This window comes from Microbulbifer maximicatervae (SeqCode), from assembly GCF_052467385.1.
The window spans coordinates 5167706-5182144 of record NZ_CP174311.1 but is presented as its reverse complement, the minus strand read 5'-3'; the positions used below and the strand labels follow the sequence as shown (position 1 = coordinate 5182144).

The window sequence follows — 14439 nt, the reverse complement described above, 5'->3', positions numbered from 1 at the left end:
AGTGAGGTCAATTGTTATCAAAGCTGTTGTGCAATGCTAACAAGTGGCCATCCTTAGTTATTTCGCCACCCAATTGTGCTTGAACCGCGACATTAATCTGATAGTATGCGCCGACTTTTTAAACAGCCTGGAACCATACTGGTTCCTGCACCAATGACGATGCCGTGCTCGGCAAAAGATCGAGTGGCGGTTTCGAAAAGAGGCAATCATGAAAGCAGATATCCATCCTAACTACACCGACATCTCCGCTACCTGTTCCTGCGGCAATGTTGTAAAAACCCGTTCCACTCTGGGCAAAGACCTGCAAATCGACGTTTGCTCCCAGTGCCACCCTTTCTACACTGGCAAGCAGAAGCAGGCTACCACTGGTGGTCGTGTTGACCGTTTCAAGAAGCGTTTCGGCAGCCGTATCGGCAAATAATCCGGGCTCTTCGCTCGAATGGACCCGCCGCTTGCGGCAGGGCCCATTCCAAAAAGGCACCTCGCACTGCGATGGTGCCTTTTTTGTATCTATTTATTCCCCATCGTATCCAGCAGCCGTAAGCGTCTGTGTACAAAATCAAAATCGACTTGAATCGCTTAACCTTACCGCTATTGGCAACCATTTTATCCTTATAAATCAAAATATTGCGGCTATTTATCCCGAAAATCGTCGACAAGCACGATAAAAATAGAAGTCCGTACCACATATTGCAGATTTTCACGCTTGTAGCGCCAAGCTTCCCTCGGTTATTCTCTGGCCCCCGCAGTAACCGGGATAACACTTAAGTGTTGCCCACAGTATTCGAGAGAAAAGCCCCCAAATGACGGATTCATTGCGCCAGGCAGCGCTCGATTACCACGCGCTCCCCAGTCCCGGCAAACTTTCAGTAGAACTGACGACCCCTGCCGAAACCCAGGAAGACCTGTCCCTGGCTTACAGCCCCGGCGTCGCCGAACCGGTGCGAGAAATTGCCAAGGACCCAGAAGCAGCCTATCGATACACCGGCAAAGGTAATCTGGTAGCAGTTATTTCCAATGGCAGTGCCATTCTCGGTCTCGGCAATCTGGGCTCGCTGGCCTCAAAACCCGTGATGGAAGGCAAGTCTCTGCTGTTTAAACGCTTTGCCGATATCAACTCAGTAGATATCGAAGTTGATGCCAGCAGCCCGGAACAATTTATTCAGACCGTGGCCTCAATCGCCAACACCTTCGGCGGTATCAACCTCGAAGATATTAAGGCGCCCGAGTGCTTCCATATTGAAGAGACCCTAATCGAGCGCTGCCCGGTACCGGTTTTCCACGACGATCAGCACGGCACCGCCATTGTGACCGTTGCCGGTATGCTCAATGCTCTGGAGATTCAGGGTAAGAAAATTAGCGAAGTGCATATGGTCTGCCTGGGCGCGGGTGCCGCTGCGACCGCCTGCTGCAAACTGCTGCTGGCTGCCGGAGCGCGCAAAGAACAAATTACCATGCTCGACAGCCGTGGGGTTATCCACTCGGGGCGGACGGATATCAACGCCTATAAGGGTGAGTGGGCGCGGGATACCGATATGCGCACCCTCGACGATGCCATCGCCGGTGCGGATGTATTCCTTGGGGTATCCGGCCCGGACCTGCTCTCCGCCGAGCAGCTACAGCGCATGGCCCCAAAACCGGTGGTCTTCGCCTGCTCTAACCCCAACCCGGAGATTAAACCCGAGCTGGCTCACAGTGTGCGCGACGACCTGATTATGGCCACAGGCCGCTCCGACTACCCGAACCAGGTTAACAACGTCCTCTGCTTCCCGTTTATTTTCCGGGGTGCCCTGGATGTCCGCGCTGCGCGAATCAATGAAGAGATGAAACTGGCAGCGATCGAGGCGATCCGCAAAATTGCCCACCTGCCGGTGCCGGATTCAGTGCGCGAAGGTTATGGCGGTATCGAACTCAGCTTCGGACCAAACTATATCCTGCCCAAGCCAACCGACCCACGTTTACTGCCTGAGGTGGCTTCGGCTGTAGCTCGAGCCGCCGTAGACAGTGGCTGTGCGCGCCTGCCCTACCCGGACAACTATCCCCTGGAAACCCTGTAAAGATCACAGATTTCCTCACTTAACCCGTTAGAGCAGGCATTTACCGCTTTCGCTCTAACGGAGTTCTTGAGCCATAAAGCCCCCGTCGCTAAACTGCCTTTCTGTCACAGCATCAAAGTTGCCCAACATAATGAGTCATGTGTACGTGCTGACCAATCAGCACCAGCAGTTCCTGAGTAAAAGCGGCGAATGGACCGATGGCCGCGAGCCGAACAAACTGTTTCGCAGCGAGCATAAAGATGTCGCTATCAACCAGATGTTCGAGGCCAATACTCGCAATGTGAGCCTACGCATTGAATTGCTACTGTGCGAACTCAGCATTAAGGGGCACCCCCAGATCCCCGAGGAAGCTCTAGCACCGGTATCCAGTGATGTAAGTCAGGGTGACCCTGAAATCACCCCCTCAACACCTGAGGAACTGCCAGAGCAGGCCAACCCGGAGATAGAACCCCAGCCTGCGCCTGAAGTCGCACCGGAAGAAGCGCCTGAGGTTGCCCCGGAACAAGCGCCCGCTGAAACGCCCGCACAGCCTGACGAAAACAAATCTGAATCCGCCGCCTGAGCGCCAGAACATTCAGCACCGGCACAGAGAGTCGCCCGAGATGGCAGCGATAAAGAAGCGTTCCGGTAGTACCAAGGAGATTCGAGTGCCCATTTCCCACCTGGCCGCGCTATCGCAAGCCAAACCAGCCCAACTGCTCAAAGGCATCCTCCGCGGTGTCGAGAAAGAGAGCCTGCGTGTCGCTCCCGATGGTGCCCTTGCGCAAACGCCGCATACCACAGCACTGGGCTCCGCACTTACCCATGAAAGTATTACTACCGACTTCTCCGAGGCCCTACTGGAATTTATAACGCCACCAGTAGCGACCCCAGAGGAAGCGTTACAGGTCTTGGACCGTATCCACCGCTACACCTACAACCAGATCGGTGACGAGCGCCTGTGGGTTAACAGCATGCCCTGTGCGATTGGCGAAGATAAAGATATTCCGGTTGCCCGCTACGGCAGCTCTCACAGCGGCACAATGAAAACTATTTACCGGCTGGGCCTGGGGCTGCGCTACGGCCGAGCCATGCAGACCATTGCTGGTATCCACTACAACTTTTCGCTTCCTGAAGAGTTCTGGCTGTGGCTGCATGAAATCGAAGGCAGTAGTGAGGATTTAAAAAGTTTTAAAACCCGTCGCTACTTCGATCTAATTCGTAATTTCCGCCGCAATTACTGGTTGCTGATTTACCTGTTTGGCGCCGCACCTGCGGTATGCGCTTCTTTTGTCGATGGCCGCGAGCACAGTCTTGAGCCCTTCAATGGGGATGACCACACTCTGCACGTGCCCCACGCTACGTCCTTGCGTATGGGCGACCTGGGCTACAACAGCAACGTGCAGCAGTCACTGGTGGTTTGCTACAACGACCTGCGCAGCTATTTATCGACGCTCTGTTCAGCGATCAGCAGTTCCTACGGCCCTTACCAGGAAATGGGGGTTAAAAATGAAGGCGGCGACTACCAGCAATTGTCCACAGGCATACTACAAATCGAGAATGAGTTTTACTCACCGATCCGTCCCAAAAACCCCGCCAAACGCGGCGAAACAGCGCTGTCTGCCCTGGATAATCGCGGTGTTGAATATGTTGAGGTGCGCTGTCTCGACCTGAACCCCTTCGCCCCCCTGGGAATTGACGCCCAGCAGATGCGTTTCCTCGATAGCTTCCTGCTGCACTGCCTGCTCACTGACAGCCCCAAAACCAGTGATGCCGATTACCGCAGTACCCAGGAGAACCAACAACGTATCGTCTACCGGGGTCACGAACCGGAACTAACACTGCTGGATAACGGTGGCGAGCGTAAACTGAGCGACTGGGCCACCCAATTATTGGAAGAGGTCGACTCAGTGGCAGAACTGCTGGATAACGCCTGGGGCGGCTCGCAATACCGCGGCTCAGTGGGCGTGCAGAAGGCCAAGGTGAAAGGGGATATCCTCACACCGGCACAGCAGATACTGGCAGAGATGCGCGGACAAAACATTACCTTTTCCCAGTGGGCTATGGATAAAGCCGAACAGCACCGTCGCTACTTCCTGGAGCGCCCTCTGGACAGCGACTATCTGCAAGACTTCCTACAGCAGGCAGAAACCTCACTGCTCAAGCAAAAAGAAATTGAAGCGCAGGATAGCGGTACTTTTGAAACATTCCTGAGCCGTTACTATGCCCAATACAACTGCTGCCAGGACTAGCGGCTGATACAGTGCCGCAGCCTGAGCGAGGCTTATGAACTATCTGGCACACCTGTTACTGTCCGGGCCCAATCCGCGCTGGCGACTGGGTGGGCTCCTGGGGGACTTTGTTAAAGGTCCCCTGGATGACAGTTGGCCAACGGATATTGAGCATGGTATTCGCCTGCACCGTCGCATCGATGCCATCACCGATGCTCACCCGGCCTACCGGGATGCCCTGTCACAACTGGACCCGCGCTGGCGTCGCTATGCCGGTATCGCACTGGATATATGGTTTGATCACCTGTTGGCAGAAAACTGGCAGCAGTGGCACTCTGAAGCGCTGGATGAGTTTTGCCGGCGCTGTTGGAGAGACTTTCATTTCGACAGCCGGTATATTCCGCCACGCGCAATGGCATTTATTGAGCGCGCCGAGCAAATTAAACTGCTGCAAAGTTACCGCGAGGAGCGGGTAATCGAGCTGACCCTGGAGCGGGTTGGACAGCGGTTGCGCCGCCCGGTAGCACTGCAGGAGCTACTGCCTGAACTTATCGCCGGGCGGAACAAACTGGAAAGCAATTTCAATAAACTATTAACCGACTTGAATCTCGAAGCGAACCGCTTTCGACAGCACTATTCAGGACCCGAATTATCATGACCTTACCCAACCCGCGCATCACTTTTCTTCTGGTCTTCCTAATGGTGGCCTTTTTACTCGGCTCCGCCTTTTATCTCGAGTACGTGCAGGGGCTGGAGCCTTGCAAATTGTGTATTACCCAGCGGGTAATGCTATTGGGTGTTGGTGTAGTTTCGTTGATCGCATTCCTGCACAACCCTGCCACCATTGGCCGTCGTGTCTACGGCCTGCTGGTATCCCTGTGGGCAATGGGCGGTCTCTACTTTGCCGGTCGCCAACTGTGGCTGCAAAGCCTGCCGGAAGACCAAGTGCCGGCCTGTGGTCCAAGCGTCAGCTATATGATTGAAGTTTTCCCGATGGCCGATGTGCTCAAGGCACTGCTGAGCGGCGATGGCAATTGTGCTGAAGTACAGTGGACCATGATGGGCCTGAGTATCCCCGGTTGGGCCGCTATCGGTTTTGCCGGTCTGATCCTGTTCGGTGGCTGGCAAGCATTCCGCAGAGCTTAACAATCTCCGGCGGCTTTACCGGCCGCCATCTCCTACATGTCAAAATCCACGCTGCACAACATACTCCGCTGGCTGGGGGGAGCTGCCATTCTGGTTGCCTGTACCTGGCTGGGCAATTTCACCAGCTCAAGCCTGTCACTACCCATTCCGGGATCTGTCATAGGGATGCTGATGCTACTGGTGATTCTCGTGTTCAATGGTGGGGCTCCCGCAGGCCTTGCCAAAGTCAGCTCACAACTGCTTTACCTATTGCCGCTGTTATTGCTACCGGCGGCTGTCGGGGTATTTTTTTTCCAGGGCCTGACTCTATCCGACTGGCTAGCCTTAATCGCCGCTATTGTGATTGGCACACTGATCAGTATCGCTATTTGCGCACAGCTACTAAAGAAATTGCTGATTCGCTCTGGGGGTAATAGAGAGTGAATGAATTTCTGGCGAGCCCAATCTTTGTATTGCCCTTGAATGTCATCGCTTTTCTTGCCGGCGTTACCCTTTACCGGCGCTACAAGACTGTTCTGCTGCACCCTATCATCAGCGCTAGCATTTTGACCGCAATAACATTGAGTGTTTTCCATATCCCCTATGAGAGTTACCAGGGCTCCAGTGCATTACTGTACAGCTTGTTAGGGCCAGCAGTTGTTGCCCTGGCTGTCCCTCTCAAACAAAATCTAGTGATTATCCGCAGAGCCGGCTGGCCGCTACTTGTCACTATTTTTGTGGGCGCGATTTTGGCCCCGGTTATAGCGGTATTAATCGCCTTGGTATTCGGCGCGGGCAAGTCAGTACTACTGGCGTTGAGCGGCAAATCTATTACCACACCCATCGCATTGGCCCTGGCGGAAACAATCCACGCTTCTCTCAGCCTCACTGCAGCTATTGTGGTCTTGACCGGGGTGGTCGGTGCTATCGCTGGTCCAGCTCTAATGAGCAGGCTCAATATTCACGATGAGCGCATTGTCGGTATCGTACTCGGCATCAATGCCCACGCGGTGGGGACCGCGCGGGCATTAGAAATCAGCGCCCTGTGCGGCGCCTGTGCAGCGTTGGCGATGGGTACCTGCGGTGCGCTCACAGCGCTGATTTTGCCGCTCATTATCAGTGGATAAAACACCCTAGATTTGCTCCACCGAAGATCGCCGCAGGCATCGTTGTATTCTGGCGTAGATCACACTCTGCGCCTTGCCGTCGGCGGGGGAATCTCCTATCTTCTTAGGGCCTTCGGGATCAGCAATAAAGCTGGCTATCACGGCAACAGTAACCAAAGGATTCTTGGAGATGCTGGAAAATTGTAAATCTGCGCGCGAGCGCTGGGGTGGCGTCAGTGAAATCATTGACCGCTGGCTACAGTCCCGACAAATCCTGCTGGTAAGTTACTACCATCTATCTGAGAAGAAAGAGTTTAACGATGGGGATTCGGAGACCGAGAACGGTGTTCGTCATCTTTGCCAGTTGCTGGTGGACTACGTCTCTGCGGGACACTTTGAGGTATACGAACAGCTCATACTGGAAGGCCAGGCTTTTGATGATAAACAGGGGCTGCAACAAGCGCGGGAACTCTATCGGGATATTGATGTGACCACTGATGTCGCTGTCGATTTCAATGATAAGTACCAGGAAACCGACGATCTATCCAGCCTGAACCCAGATTTGTCACAGCTGGGGGAAGCACTGGAAACCCGCTTTAGTTCCGAGGATCGAATGATCGCACTTTTGCACACAGCCCATAAAAACCAGCTGGTCTAAAAAACTGAATTCATCGCTGTAAAGGCGATGGGAAGCCGGCGCCTTTAATCGAATATTTTTGCTGTTGATTTTTCAAGGTAAAAAATAAAGGCGCCCATTGGGCGCCTTTATTGAATCCAAAGTAGTAAATTTAATTACTCGCTTTTGGGCTCTTCTTTTTTCTCTTCTTTTTTCTCGGCGCCATCTTCCTTGCCAACATTGGCTTTGTGCAGCTCCACTTCAAAAATCAGCGTTGCGTTAGGGCCGATTTTACCGCCTGCACCACCCGGGCCATATGCCAGCTCGGAGGGGATGTAAAGCTCCCACTTGGAGCCCTCTTTCATCAGTTGCAACGCTTCGGTCCAACCCTTGATAACACCATTAACCGGGAACTGGACCGGCTCACCACGGGCGTAAGAGCTATCAAACTCTTCACCATTAATCAGGGTACCCTTGTAGTCCACTTCAACAGTGCTGTTCTCACTGGGCTGGCCACCGGAACCCTCAGTAATCACTTTGTACTGCAGGCCGGAATCAGTGGTAACAACACCATCTTTCTTGGCATTCTCTTCGAGGAAAGCCTTTCCTTCCTGCAGGTTTTTATCAGCAGTCTCTTTGAATTCTTTCTCTTGCTGAGCCAGCATTTCCTGCTGCTTCTTCTGCATTTGCTCTTGGAAGGCAGCGATAGTTTGCTGCTTTTCTTCTTCAGTCAAACGGGATTCATGGCCGCTGGAAACATCCTTAAGAGCCATCATCACCACTTGGGGATCTAATTTCACATCCTGAGCTTCAAGGCGCTTCGCCATATCTTCGGCAATGATGTAGCTGACCTTCTTCTCCTGGGTGTCCAGGGCAACTTCTTTTTCCTGCTTAGATCCCTGTTCGTTACAGCCGGTCAGCGCCAGGCCAAGGGCAATTGCTGCAGCCAAAGGGTATTTATTCATGGGTGTTGTCTCTTTGTCCGTATTGCGTTGAATGATTCGCGCTTGACCCTGGGTCAATGCCTGCGGCGGCTTATCAAGTAATCCTGATTCGGCCCTTAGCCTCCAGGCGCACCTTTTCCGCCAGTCCGCTCAAGTCTAACCTAAGGCGACTGCAAGTGCATACCGATGACGCGCACACTGTGCAGGACACCACATTCCACCTCAAGGTTCCAGGGACCAGCGAGAAAAAAATACATTTACAGCACTATTTTCGCTGCTTACGGCATACATTTTTTTTAAAAACAGCGCTATTATCGACCAGTCGCCGGTTATTGTTCCGGACTGTTTGAGGTGCTTTTCAGTTTCAGAACAATTTACAGTGTTCAGATCCCCGATTTAAATATGTCTATTTCATATAGATCTGATCCGTACACTGTCCGGATGTTCCAATTGATAATAAACGTCAGGACATTTACTCATGGCTGCCAAACAAAGAGCTGTCAATTCAGTCGCAGAACTGGAAGCACAAATTTCCAAGCTAACCGTCAAGCTGGACAAAGCCCGCAACAAGAAAGTTACCGATGCCGGCAAAAGTGTTTTAAAAGCCGGAAAAGCACTGACTTCCGCAAAAGAAAAATTAGCTAAAGCGAAAACCAAACTAGTAGACGCTAGAACTGCAGCCAAGACACGAAAGACAGCTGCCACACAAAAGCGTGTAGAAACCGCCAAGGCCAATGTAGAAAAGCATAACGAAGTACTCCAGCAAGCAAAGGCATCACACGCCGAAGCAAAGGGTACTGAGTCCCAGGCAAAAGCCGAGCTGAAAGCTGCCGAAGCTGTACGTAAGGCCGGTGTAAAAGCAGAAAAACTGCTGAACAAATCCAAGCCAAAAGCCCGTAAAGCTACCACCTCAAAAAAAGTAGCCGCTCCTAAAGCAACCGCAGCAAAGAGCCGCACTAAAGCAAGCACTACCAGCACCACCAAAACAGCGAAAAAGACAGTGGCAAAAAAAGCCACAGAAAAGAAAACTAGTGCCAAGAAAGCGCCGGCAAAAACCGCCGCTGCCACTAAAGCGGTAAAGAAAACTCCCGCAAAGAAAGCCTCCACTACTGCGAAAAAAGCGCCAGCCAAGAAAGCTTCTACTGCCGAGAAAAAAACTCCAGCGAAGAAAGCTCCAGCTAAAACTGCTGCTGCCAAAAAACCATCGGCGAGCAAACCCTCTACGGAAGCCAAGCCTGCAACAGTCAAGCCAAGCGCAGAAACTCCGAAGGTGAAGACTGCCAGCAAGCCAGAAACCGTAGAGAAGCCCAAAGACGATTCAAAAACCATGGCTCCAGCTGAGCAGCAGAAACCGGTGGATACTCCGCGCCCAGCAGCAACGATTACTCCTAGCACTCCGGCAAACAGCCTGTTTTCTTCAGAGCAACCCAGCGGCGAGTAGTCTTGGGACTCCTCGCAGCCAAATATAGTGCTGCTTAATTGAGCACTGTACTTTTCACGACTGTATTACCGGCGACCCCAGAAAAGTACAGTGCCCAGAGGGGTGTAACAGTGGTTTAACCCGCTGCCCCCCTGTGAGCCAAGTAGCTTTCGATCAGGCCCGCCCAGCGGGCCTGATCTTTTTGCTGCAAACCATATTGCTGGGATGCTAGCTCCAGTGCAGAACGATCCCCCGGCCAGTCCTCAACATAAATTTTCCACAGCGCAGCCAACTGTAACTGCTCCAGCTTCAATTCATAGCGTTTACACAGTGCGTAGGCCCGCTGGGAATGGGGGCGCAAACTCCCCAACCAACGACGCAGGTGTCGCACACTGCGAATCATTCGCCTGCGCGGCGCAACGCCTCGATCTGCGACTCTCCATCCCTCTTCACTGATTTCCTTGCCACAAACGGCTGTATAGCTCGCCCACAGCAGAAGACACACGTCAGCGCCATTTCTGTCTTGGCAGTCGAGTAGGAACTTCTCAACATCCTGATAGGCATAAAAGTCCAAGCTGAACTGCCAGAGGGGGTTTTCCTTGGGGGAAGATGGAGGTGAAGTATTTGTCACGTTAAAATCCCGACCCTTTGCTGATCGGCATAGTGCCCCAGTCTCTGTGGAGTCCGGGTCTGTTCAATAGCCTAGCATTCATCGGCCTATTCATATGAGGTTTTTCCAGTGATCAATTTACAAGGGGTTTCTCTGCACCGAGGTGAGCGCGACTTGCTTGACAGCGCAGATTGCAGAATCTTCCCCGGCCACAAAGTCGGAATTATCGGTGCCAACGGCTGTGGCAAGTCAACTCTGTTCAAACTGCTGCTTGGACAACTGGAAACCGATGCAGGGCGGGTAGACCTCCCCAGCACCTGGCGTATCTCCCATATGGCTCAAGAGGTAGAAGCTAGTGAGCAGTCAGCACTGGATTACGTTTTAGACGGCGATAGCGAGTTGCGGCTATTGCAAAAGCAACTGGCAGAGGCCGAAGCGAGCGGCGATACCGACGGTCACAAACTGGCAGAACTGCACGAGCGCATGGCCAGTATTGATGGCTATAGTGGCCCGGCGCGCGCCGCGCAACTCCTCGACGGGCTCGGCTTTTCCCACGAAGAGCAACAGCGCCCCGTTCGCAGCTTCTCAGGTGGCTGGCGTATTCGCCTCAATTTGGGCCGTGCCCTGATGTGCCCCGCAGATCTTATGCTATTGGACGAGCCCACCAACCACTTGGATCTGGATGCCACCCTTTGGCTGGAACAGTGGCTGCAACGCTTCCCCGGTACCCTGCTGATTATTTCCCACGACCGCGACTTTCTCGATGCAGTGGTCGACGGCATTGTCAGTTTTGAACAGCAAAAACTGGTCTTGTACAGCGGCAATTACAGTGCCTTCGAGCGCGCTCGCGCTGAGCGCCTGGCCCAGCAGCAAATACAGTTTGAAAAACAGCAAGCCGAACGCGCACATATGGAAGACTTTGTGCGGCGCTTTCGCGCCAAAGCGAGCAAGGCCAAGCAGGCACAAAGCCGCCTGAAAGCCCTGGACCGGATGGCTCTGATTGCCCCAGCCCATGTGGATTCCCCTTTTCATTTTACTTTGCCATCCTCAGAGAAAACCTCTAATCCGTTAATCGACCTGCGCGAGGCGGATATTGGCTATGCCGAAAAAATAGTGGTGAAGAACGTTCAGCTGGGCATTCAACCGGGACGCCGTATCGGCCTGCTCGGCCCCAATGGTGCGGGCAAGTCCTCTCTAATCAAAACCCTGGCTGGCACACTCGCCCCCCTCAGAGGCGAGCGCCAATGTGGCGAGCACTTGGCCATCGGCTACTTCGCCCAGCATCAGCTGGAAGCACTGGATAGCAACGGTTCCCCGTTGCTGCACCTGCAAAGGCTGAGCCCCGATGCCTCGGAGCAATCGCTGCGGGATTTTCTCGGCGGCTACGGTTTTATCGGCGATCGGGTTTTCGAAACGGTAGGGGGCTTTTCCGGCGGTGAAAAAGCCCGTTTAGCCCTGGCACTACTGGCCTGGCAAAAACCTAACCTGTTGCTTCTCGATGAACCGACAAACCACCTTGATTTGGAAATGCGCCACGCCCTGACCCTGGCGCTGGCGGAGTTTCCCGGTGCCGTCATATTGGTTTCCCACGATCGTCATCTACTGGCCAATACTGCCGACGAATTTATTCTGGTGGCCAATGGCCGCGCCGAACCCTATAGCGGTGACCTTGATGACTACAAACAGTGGCTGCTCGGCTTTAACCGGGAAAAGAAACGCAAAGAAGAGAGCGCCTCCACTGTTACAAGCACAGAGGAAAAAGCCCCTGAGGATAAGAAGGCCCAAAGGCGCGCCGCCGCCGCTCTACGCGAACAACTGAAACCCCTGACCAACAAACTCAAGAATATTGAGCGACAGATGGCTTCGGCAGAAAAGGCATTGGTCGCAGTACAGGAAAAACTTGCCGATGAAGCGCTATATAGCGGTGGCCAGCAGGAGGAAATAGCTCGACTTAATAAAGAGCAGTCGGAGCAGCAGGAATTAATGGAAGAACTGGAAATGGAATGGCTGGAAATTTCTGAGAAGCTCGAAGAAATTCGCAGCGAGTAATTTTATAGAAAATCATTTTAAACAATATCTTCAGCGGGCTTCAGAACTTTTCTGCCGCCCGCTGAAGAAATCGATTTTAGTTGCCCTTAACGAATACAACCGTATTCATCCACTGCAATACCAATCGGTGTATTTGGGCATTGATCGATATAGCTGGGTACACCATCAAAATCTGTATCCAGCGGGCAGCCATCTAATTGCACATCGATTCCCACTGGGGTCTGCGGACATTGATCAGTGGCATCAATAACACCATCGGCATCTTCGTCATACCAAAAATCCGGATATTCAAGCCATTGATAGCCGACCGCCAAGCTGGCAAAACCATCGACACCACCTTCTTCGACCCCCTGGAAAAGCCGTATATCTGCGCGGGCCTGCCAACGGGGCCCCAGGTGATATTTAATTCCCATTCCCACATTCACCATATTTTGCCGGTCATGCCAGTCACAATGGTAAGGCGGGTAGGGATAATGGTGGCCGTCTGGCCGATCCTCAGGGACATAGAATTTCTTACGACAATCCCAGGGATAGGGATAGTATGGGTCGTAGGGATGATCCGGATCATAGACATACTTTGGGTCATCTGGATGCCAGTGTTTTTTACGGTAACGCCGGTCGTAATTAATACGCATTTCACCCAGGCCAAACGCGACATAGGGCTGCCAACAAAAATTACCGCAGAACTGCCCTCCAAATTGATATAGGAGATCTATGCGGTAGTTATACACATCTACTTTCTCGGGCGTATCCGCAACACTCACGACGAAATAGTCGACAACCCCTTCCATCGCCCAATGATTTGTCATGTTAAAGCCAAAACCGGCACCGACACCTGAGGTATCTCGCATTTCAAAACCGCGAAATGGCGTGCCTTGTAGGCGGTCACCATCAAACCAATGCTTACCCCCATTAACATAGAGGTTTAAAGTTCCAACAAAATCAGCACGGACTTCAGAAACTGTAAAGAGTAAGATAAACGGCAGGCTATAGAGAAATGAAAGCAGAGGGTCACGCCTTCTCATTAGAAACACCAAGATTCCTTCCTTGATCAACCCCCCAAATTATTATTAACATCAATATCTATTAATAAAAATAATTCGGTTTTGTTTTCGCGATGCTTCCTGAATCCGGTTCTTATTGGAAATAAAATTCGATAATCACAGCACCACTAGAAGCATAGACGGCTAGTGGCGAAAAACAGTAATAAAGACAGGAGAGTTAACCCTTGCTGGCACCCAATATCGATAACTATGTTAGGAACTTGGTTCACCCACAAAACATACAAACCACCTGCTATGTCCCCAAAAGTATCCGTGAGTACGCACAGGATTTCCAAAATAATTCCAATAGCAACAGTAAGTGGTATCACAAGCGCAGTAGTGATGGACTAACCCGGATCGACCAATTAGTAAGCCAGGCAGTACAAATTCAAACAAATGATTATGGAAGGATTACCCGTGTCGCCAAAGTACTAGTAGAAACCCTATATACCTGGCTTACTGGATTTGATCCCTCTACACCCACCAAGCTACTCGATAGCGATGGAATAACACGCCGTAAAGATGCCGTTTTAGCTTTACTCGGTGGAGCTTACTGCTGGTATCGACAGGCCAGTGAAGCTTTCAGCTCTGAGAGGAGAGCAATATCCAACATCGAGGCCCACTTGGACGTCCCTTTCTCACTATTTAATTACCGATTTAGCCGCAGTGGTTTTAACCTGCACACAGTGACAACACTGTTATACCGTGGCGATACCCGCCCACCACAGAAGCTGTGGCAAGCCGGGGGATTCTTTCCCTGGATGAATCAAAATGGCCGCTTTGATCCGCACCTGGGTACCGGAGCATCTAACCAAGTCATCTCAACCACTACCAATGCAAATATTGTTGCGCGCTTTGCCTGGCACAACAAAACTTATTGCCCAAAAAGGTATTATTTTGTGCATGGAACAAATGAGGGTGACTTAGCCACTACCGGTTTTATCTATGAGCTCGATAAAAGAAACCACCAATGCGTAGAGGTTTCCACTGTCACCCAGGGACGTGAAGTTGCCTTTATGGCTATTCCCAACCAATTTATTCGCCGCTTTCGCATGCGTTATTTTGCGGGCACCCAAAATAATATTGAACTGTCGGACTGGATGCCCTATGACAGTAACACCATCCGCAACCTGAATGTTGTCGAAGACAAGCGCCGATGGGAAGCGGCCAAGAAAAACTGGAATGAGTTTTTCTAACAATAGAGGTGGGCTGTTGCATACCACTGGTGCCATGTTAGCACCGGTGGCAAACATCGATCG

General features: G+C 52.1%; 15 protein-coding genes. 12 read left to right on the top strand and 3 right to left on the bottom strand.

Annotation, left to right across the window (positions count from 1 at the left end):
* Window positions 1-208 precede the first annotated feature (208 nt).
* The 9 genes from rpmE (at window position 209) to rsd (ending at window position 7156) form a co-directional block, all read left to right on the top strand.
* Complete coding sequence (gene rpmE / locus ACJJIR_RS22255; protein ID WP_108734996.1) at window positions 209-421, top strand: 50S ribosomal protein L31; 213 nt, start codon at window positions 209-211, stop codon at window positions 419-421.
* 382 nt (window positions 422-803) lie between these two features.
* Window positions 804-2057 (top strand): malic enzyme-like NAD(P)-binding protein, encoded by a 1254-nt coding sequence (locus ACJJIR_RS22250; RefSeq protein WP_444906869.1) that lies wholly within the window; start codon window positions 804-806, stop codon window positions 2055-2057.
* A 130-nt stretch (window positions 2058-2187) separates the two neighbouring features.
* Window positions 2188-2619, top strand: coding sequence for a hypothetical protein (locus tag ACJJIR_RS22245; protein WP_444906868.1), 432 nt, complete (start codon window positions 2188-2190; stop codon window positions 2617-2619).
* Between the two features lie 40 nt (window positions 2620-2659).
* Window positions 2660-4288 (top strand): glutamate--cysteine ligase, encoded by a 1629-nt coding sequence (gene gshA, locus ACJJIR_RS22240; protein WP_444906867.1) that lies wholly within the window; start codon window positions 2660-2662, stop codon window positions 4286-4288.
* Window positions 4289-4322: 34 nt separating this feature from the next.
* Entirely contained in the window at window positions 4323-4925 is a 603-nt protein-coding gene (locus ACJJIR_RS22235) for an acyl carrier protein phosphodiesterase (protein WP_444906866.1), read from the top strand.
* On the top strand, window positions 4922-5413 hold the full coding sequence (locus ACJJIR_RS22230) for a disulfide bond formation protein B (protein ID WP_282930663.1): 492 nt from the start codon (window positions 4922-4924) through the stop codon (window positions 5411-5413). The genes ACJJIR_RS22235 and ACJJIR_RS22230 overlap by 4 nt, the downstream gene beginning before the upstream one ends.
* A 36-nt stretch (window positions 5414-5449) precedes the next feature.
* The gene (locus ACJJIR_RS22225; RefSeq protein WP_413663802.1) at window positions 5450-5836 is read left to right on the top strand and encodes a CidA/LrgA family protein; all 387 of its coding nucleotides are present in this window, start codon (window positions 5450-5452) and stop codon (window positions 5834-5836) included.
* The gene (locus tag ACJJIR_RS22220) at window positions 5833-6519 is read left to right on the top strand and encodes an LrgB family protein (RefSeq protein ID WP_444906865.1); all 687 of its coding nucleotides are present in this window, start codon (window positions 5833-5835) and stop codon (window positions 6517-6519) included. The genes ACJJIR_RS22225 and ACJJIR_RS22220 overlap by 4 nt, the downstream gene beginning before the upstream one ends.
* 169 nt (window positions 6520-6688) lie before the next feature.
* Window positions 6689-7156, top strand: coding sequence for a sigma D regulator (gene rsd / locus ACJJIR_RS22215; protein WP_413663804.1), 468 nt, complete (start codon window positions 6689-6691; stop codon window positions 7154-7156).
* 134 nt (window positions 7157-7290) lie between these two features.
* On the opposite strand, the gene bamJ is transcribed toward rsd, so the two are convergent.
* Window positions 7291-8079, bottom strand: coding sequence for an FKBP-type peptidyl-prolyl cis-trans isomerase (bamJ, locus tag ACJJIR_RS22210; protein ID WP_444906864.1), 789 nt, complete (start codon window positions 8077-8079; stop codon window positions 7291-7293).
* A gap of 457 nt (window positions 8080-8536) precedes the next feature.
* Between bamJ and ACJJIR_RS22205 the strand changes: the two genes are divergently transcribed.
* Window positions 8537-9499 (top strand): histidine kinase, encoded by a 963-nt coding sequence (locus ACJJIR_RS22205; protein WP_444906863.1) that lies wholly within the window; start codon window positions 8537-8539, stop codon window positions 9497-9499.
* Window positions 9500-9614: 115 nt separating this feature from the next.
* On the opposite strand, the gene ACJJIR_RS22200 is transcribed toward ACJJIR_RS22205, so the two are convergent.
* Entirely contained in the window at window positions 9615-10109 is a 495-nt protein-coding gene (locus ACJJIR_RS22200; RefSeq protein WP_444906862.1) for a TIGR02444 family protein, read from the bottom strand.
* A 108-nt stretch (window positions 10110-10217) separates the two neighbouring features.
* Here ACJJIR_RS22200 and ACJJIR_RS22195 point away from each other — a divergent pair, with 108 nt between their 5' ends.
* A complete protein-coding gene (locus ACJJIR_RS22195) occupies window positions 10218-12137 on the top strand; it encodes an ABC-F family ATP-binding cassette domain-containing protein (RefSeq protein WP_444906861.1) in 1920 nt (639 codons plus the stop codon).
* A gap of 86 nt (window positions 12138-12223) precedes the next feature.
* Here the strand turns inward: ACJJIR_RS22195 and ACJJIR_RS22190 are convergent, their stop codons facing one another.
* Complete coding sequence (locus ACJJIR_RS22190) at window positions 12224-13162, bottom strand: outer membrane beta-barrel protein (protein ID WP_282930654.1); 939 nt, start codon at window positions 13160-13162, stop codon at window positions 12224-12226.
* Between the two features lie 203 nt (window positions 13163-13365).
* On the opposite strand from ACJJIR_RS22190, the gene ACJJIR_RS22185 reads away from it, so the two are divergent.
* Entirely contained in the window at window positions 13366-14376 is a 1011-nt protein-coding gene (locus ACJJIR_RS22185) for a hypothetical protein (protein ID WP_444906860.1), read from the top strand.
* The last annotated feature ends 63 nt before the right edge of the window (window positions 14377-14439 follow it).

Bases quoted from the DNA above. Each gene is read 5' to 3' on its own strand.
- ACJJIR_RS22235 (WP_444906866.1), top strand. From the start codon at position 4,323: ATGAACTATCTGGCACACCTGTTACTGTCCGGGCCCAATCCGCGCTGG.
- ACJJIR_RS22190 (WP_282930654.1), bottom strand. From the start codon at position 13,162: ATGAGAAGGCGTGACCCTCTGCTTTCATTTCTCTATAGCCTGCCGTTT.
- rsd (WP_413663804.1), top strand. From the start codon at position 6,689: ATGCTGGAAAATTGTAAATCTGCGCGCGAGCGCTGGGGTGGCGTCAGT.
- ACJJIR_RS22230 (WP_282930663.1), top strand. From the start codon at position 4,922: ATGACCTTACCCAACCCGCGCATCACTTTTCTTCTGGTCTTCCTAATG.
- ACJJIR_RS22205 (WP_444906863.1), top strand. From the start codon at position 8,537: ATGGCTGCCAAACAAAGAGCTGTCAATTCAGTCGCAGAACTGGAAGCA.
- rpmE (WP_108734996.1), top strand. From the start codon at position 209: ATGAAAGCAGATATCCATCCTAACTACACCGACATCTCCGCTACCTGT.
- ACJJIR_RS22225 (WP_413663802.1), top strand. From the start codon at position 5,450: ATGTCAAAATCCACGCTGCACAACATACTCCGCTGGCTGGGGGGAGCT.
- ACJJIR_RS22245 (WP_444906868.1), top strand. From the start codon at position 2,188: ATGAGTCATGTGTACGTGCTGACCAATCAGCACCAGCAGTTCCTGAGT.
- bamJ (WP_444906864.1), bottom strand. From the start codon at position 8,079: ATGAATAAATACCCTTTGGCTGCAGCAATTGCCCTTGGCCTGGCGCTG.
- gshA (WP_444906867.1), top strand. From the start codon at position 2,660: ATGGCAGCGATAAAGAAGCGTTCCGGTAGTACCAAGGAGATTCGAGTG.
- ACJJIR_RS22250 (WP_444906869.1), top strand. From the start codon at position 804: ATGACGGATTCATTGCGCCAGGCAGCGCTCGATTACCACGCGCTCCCC.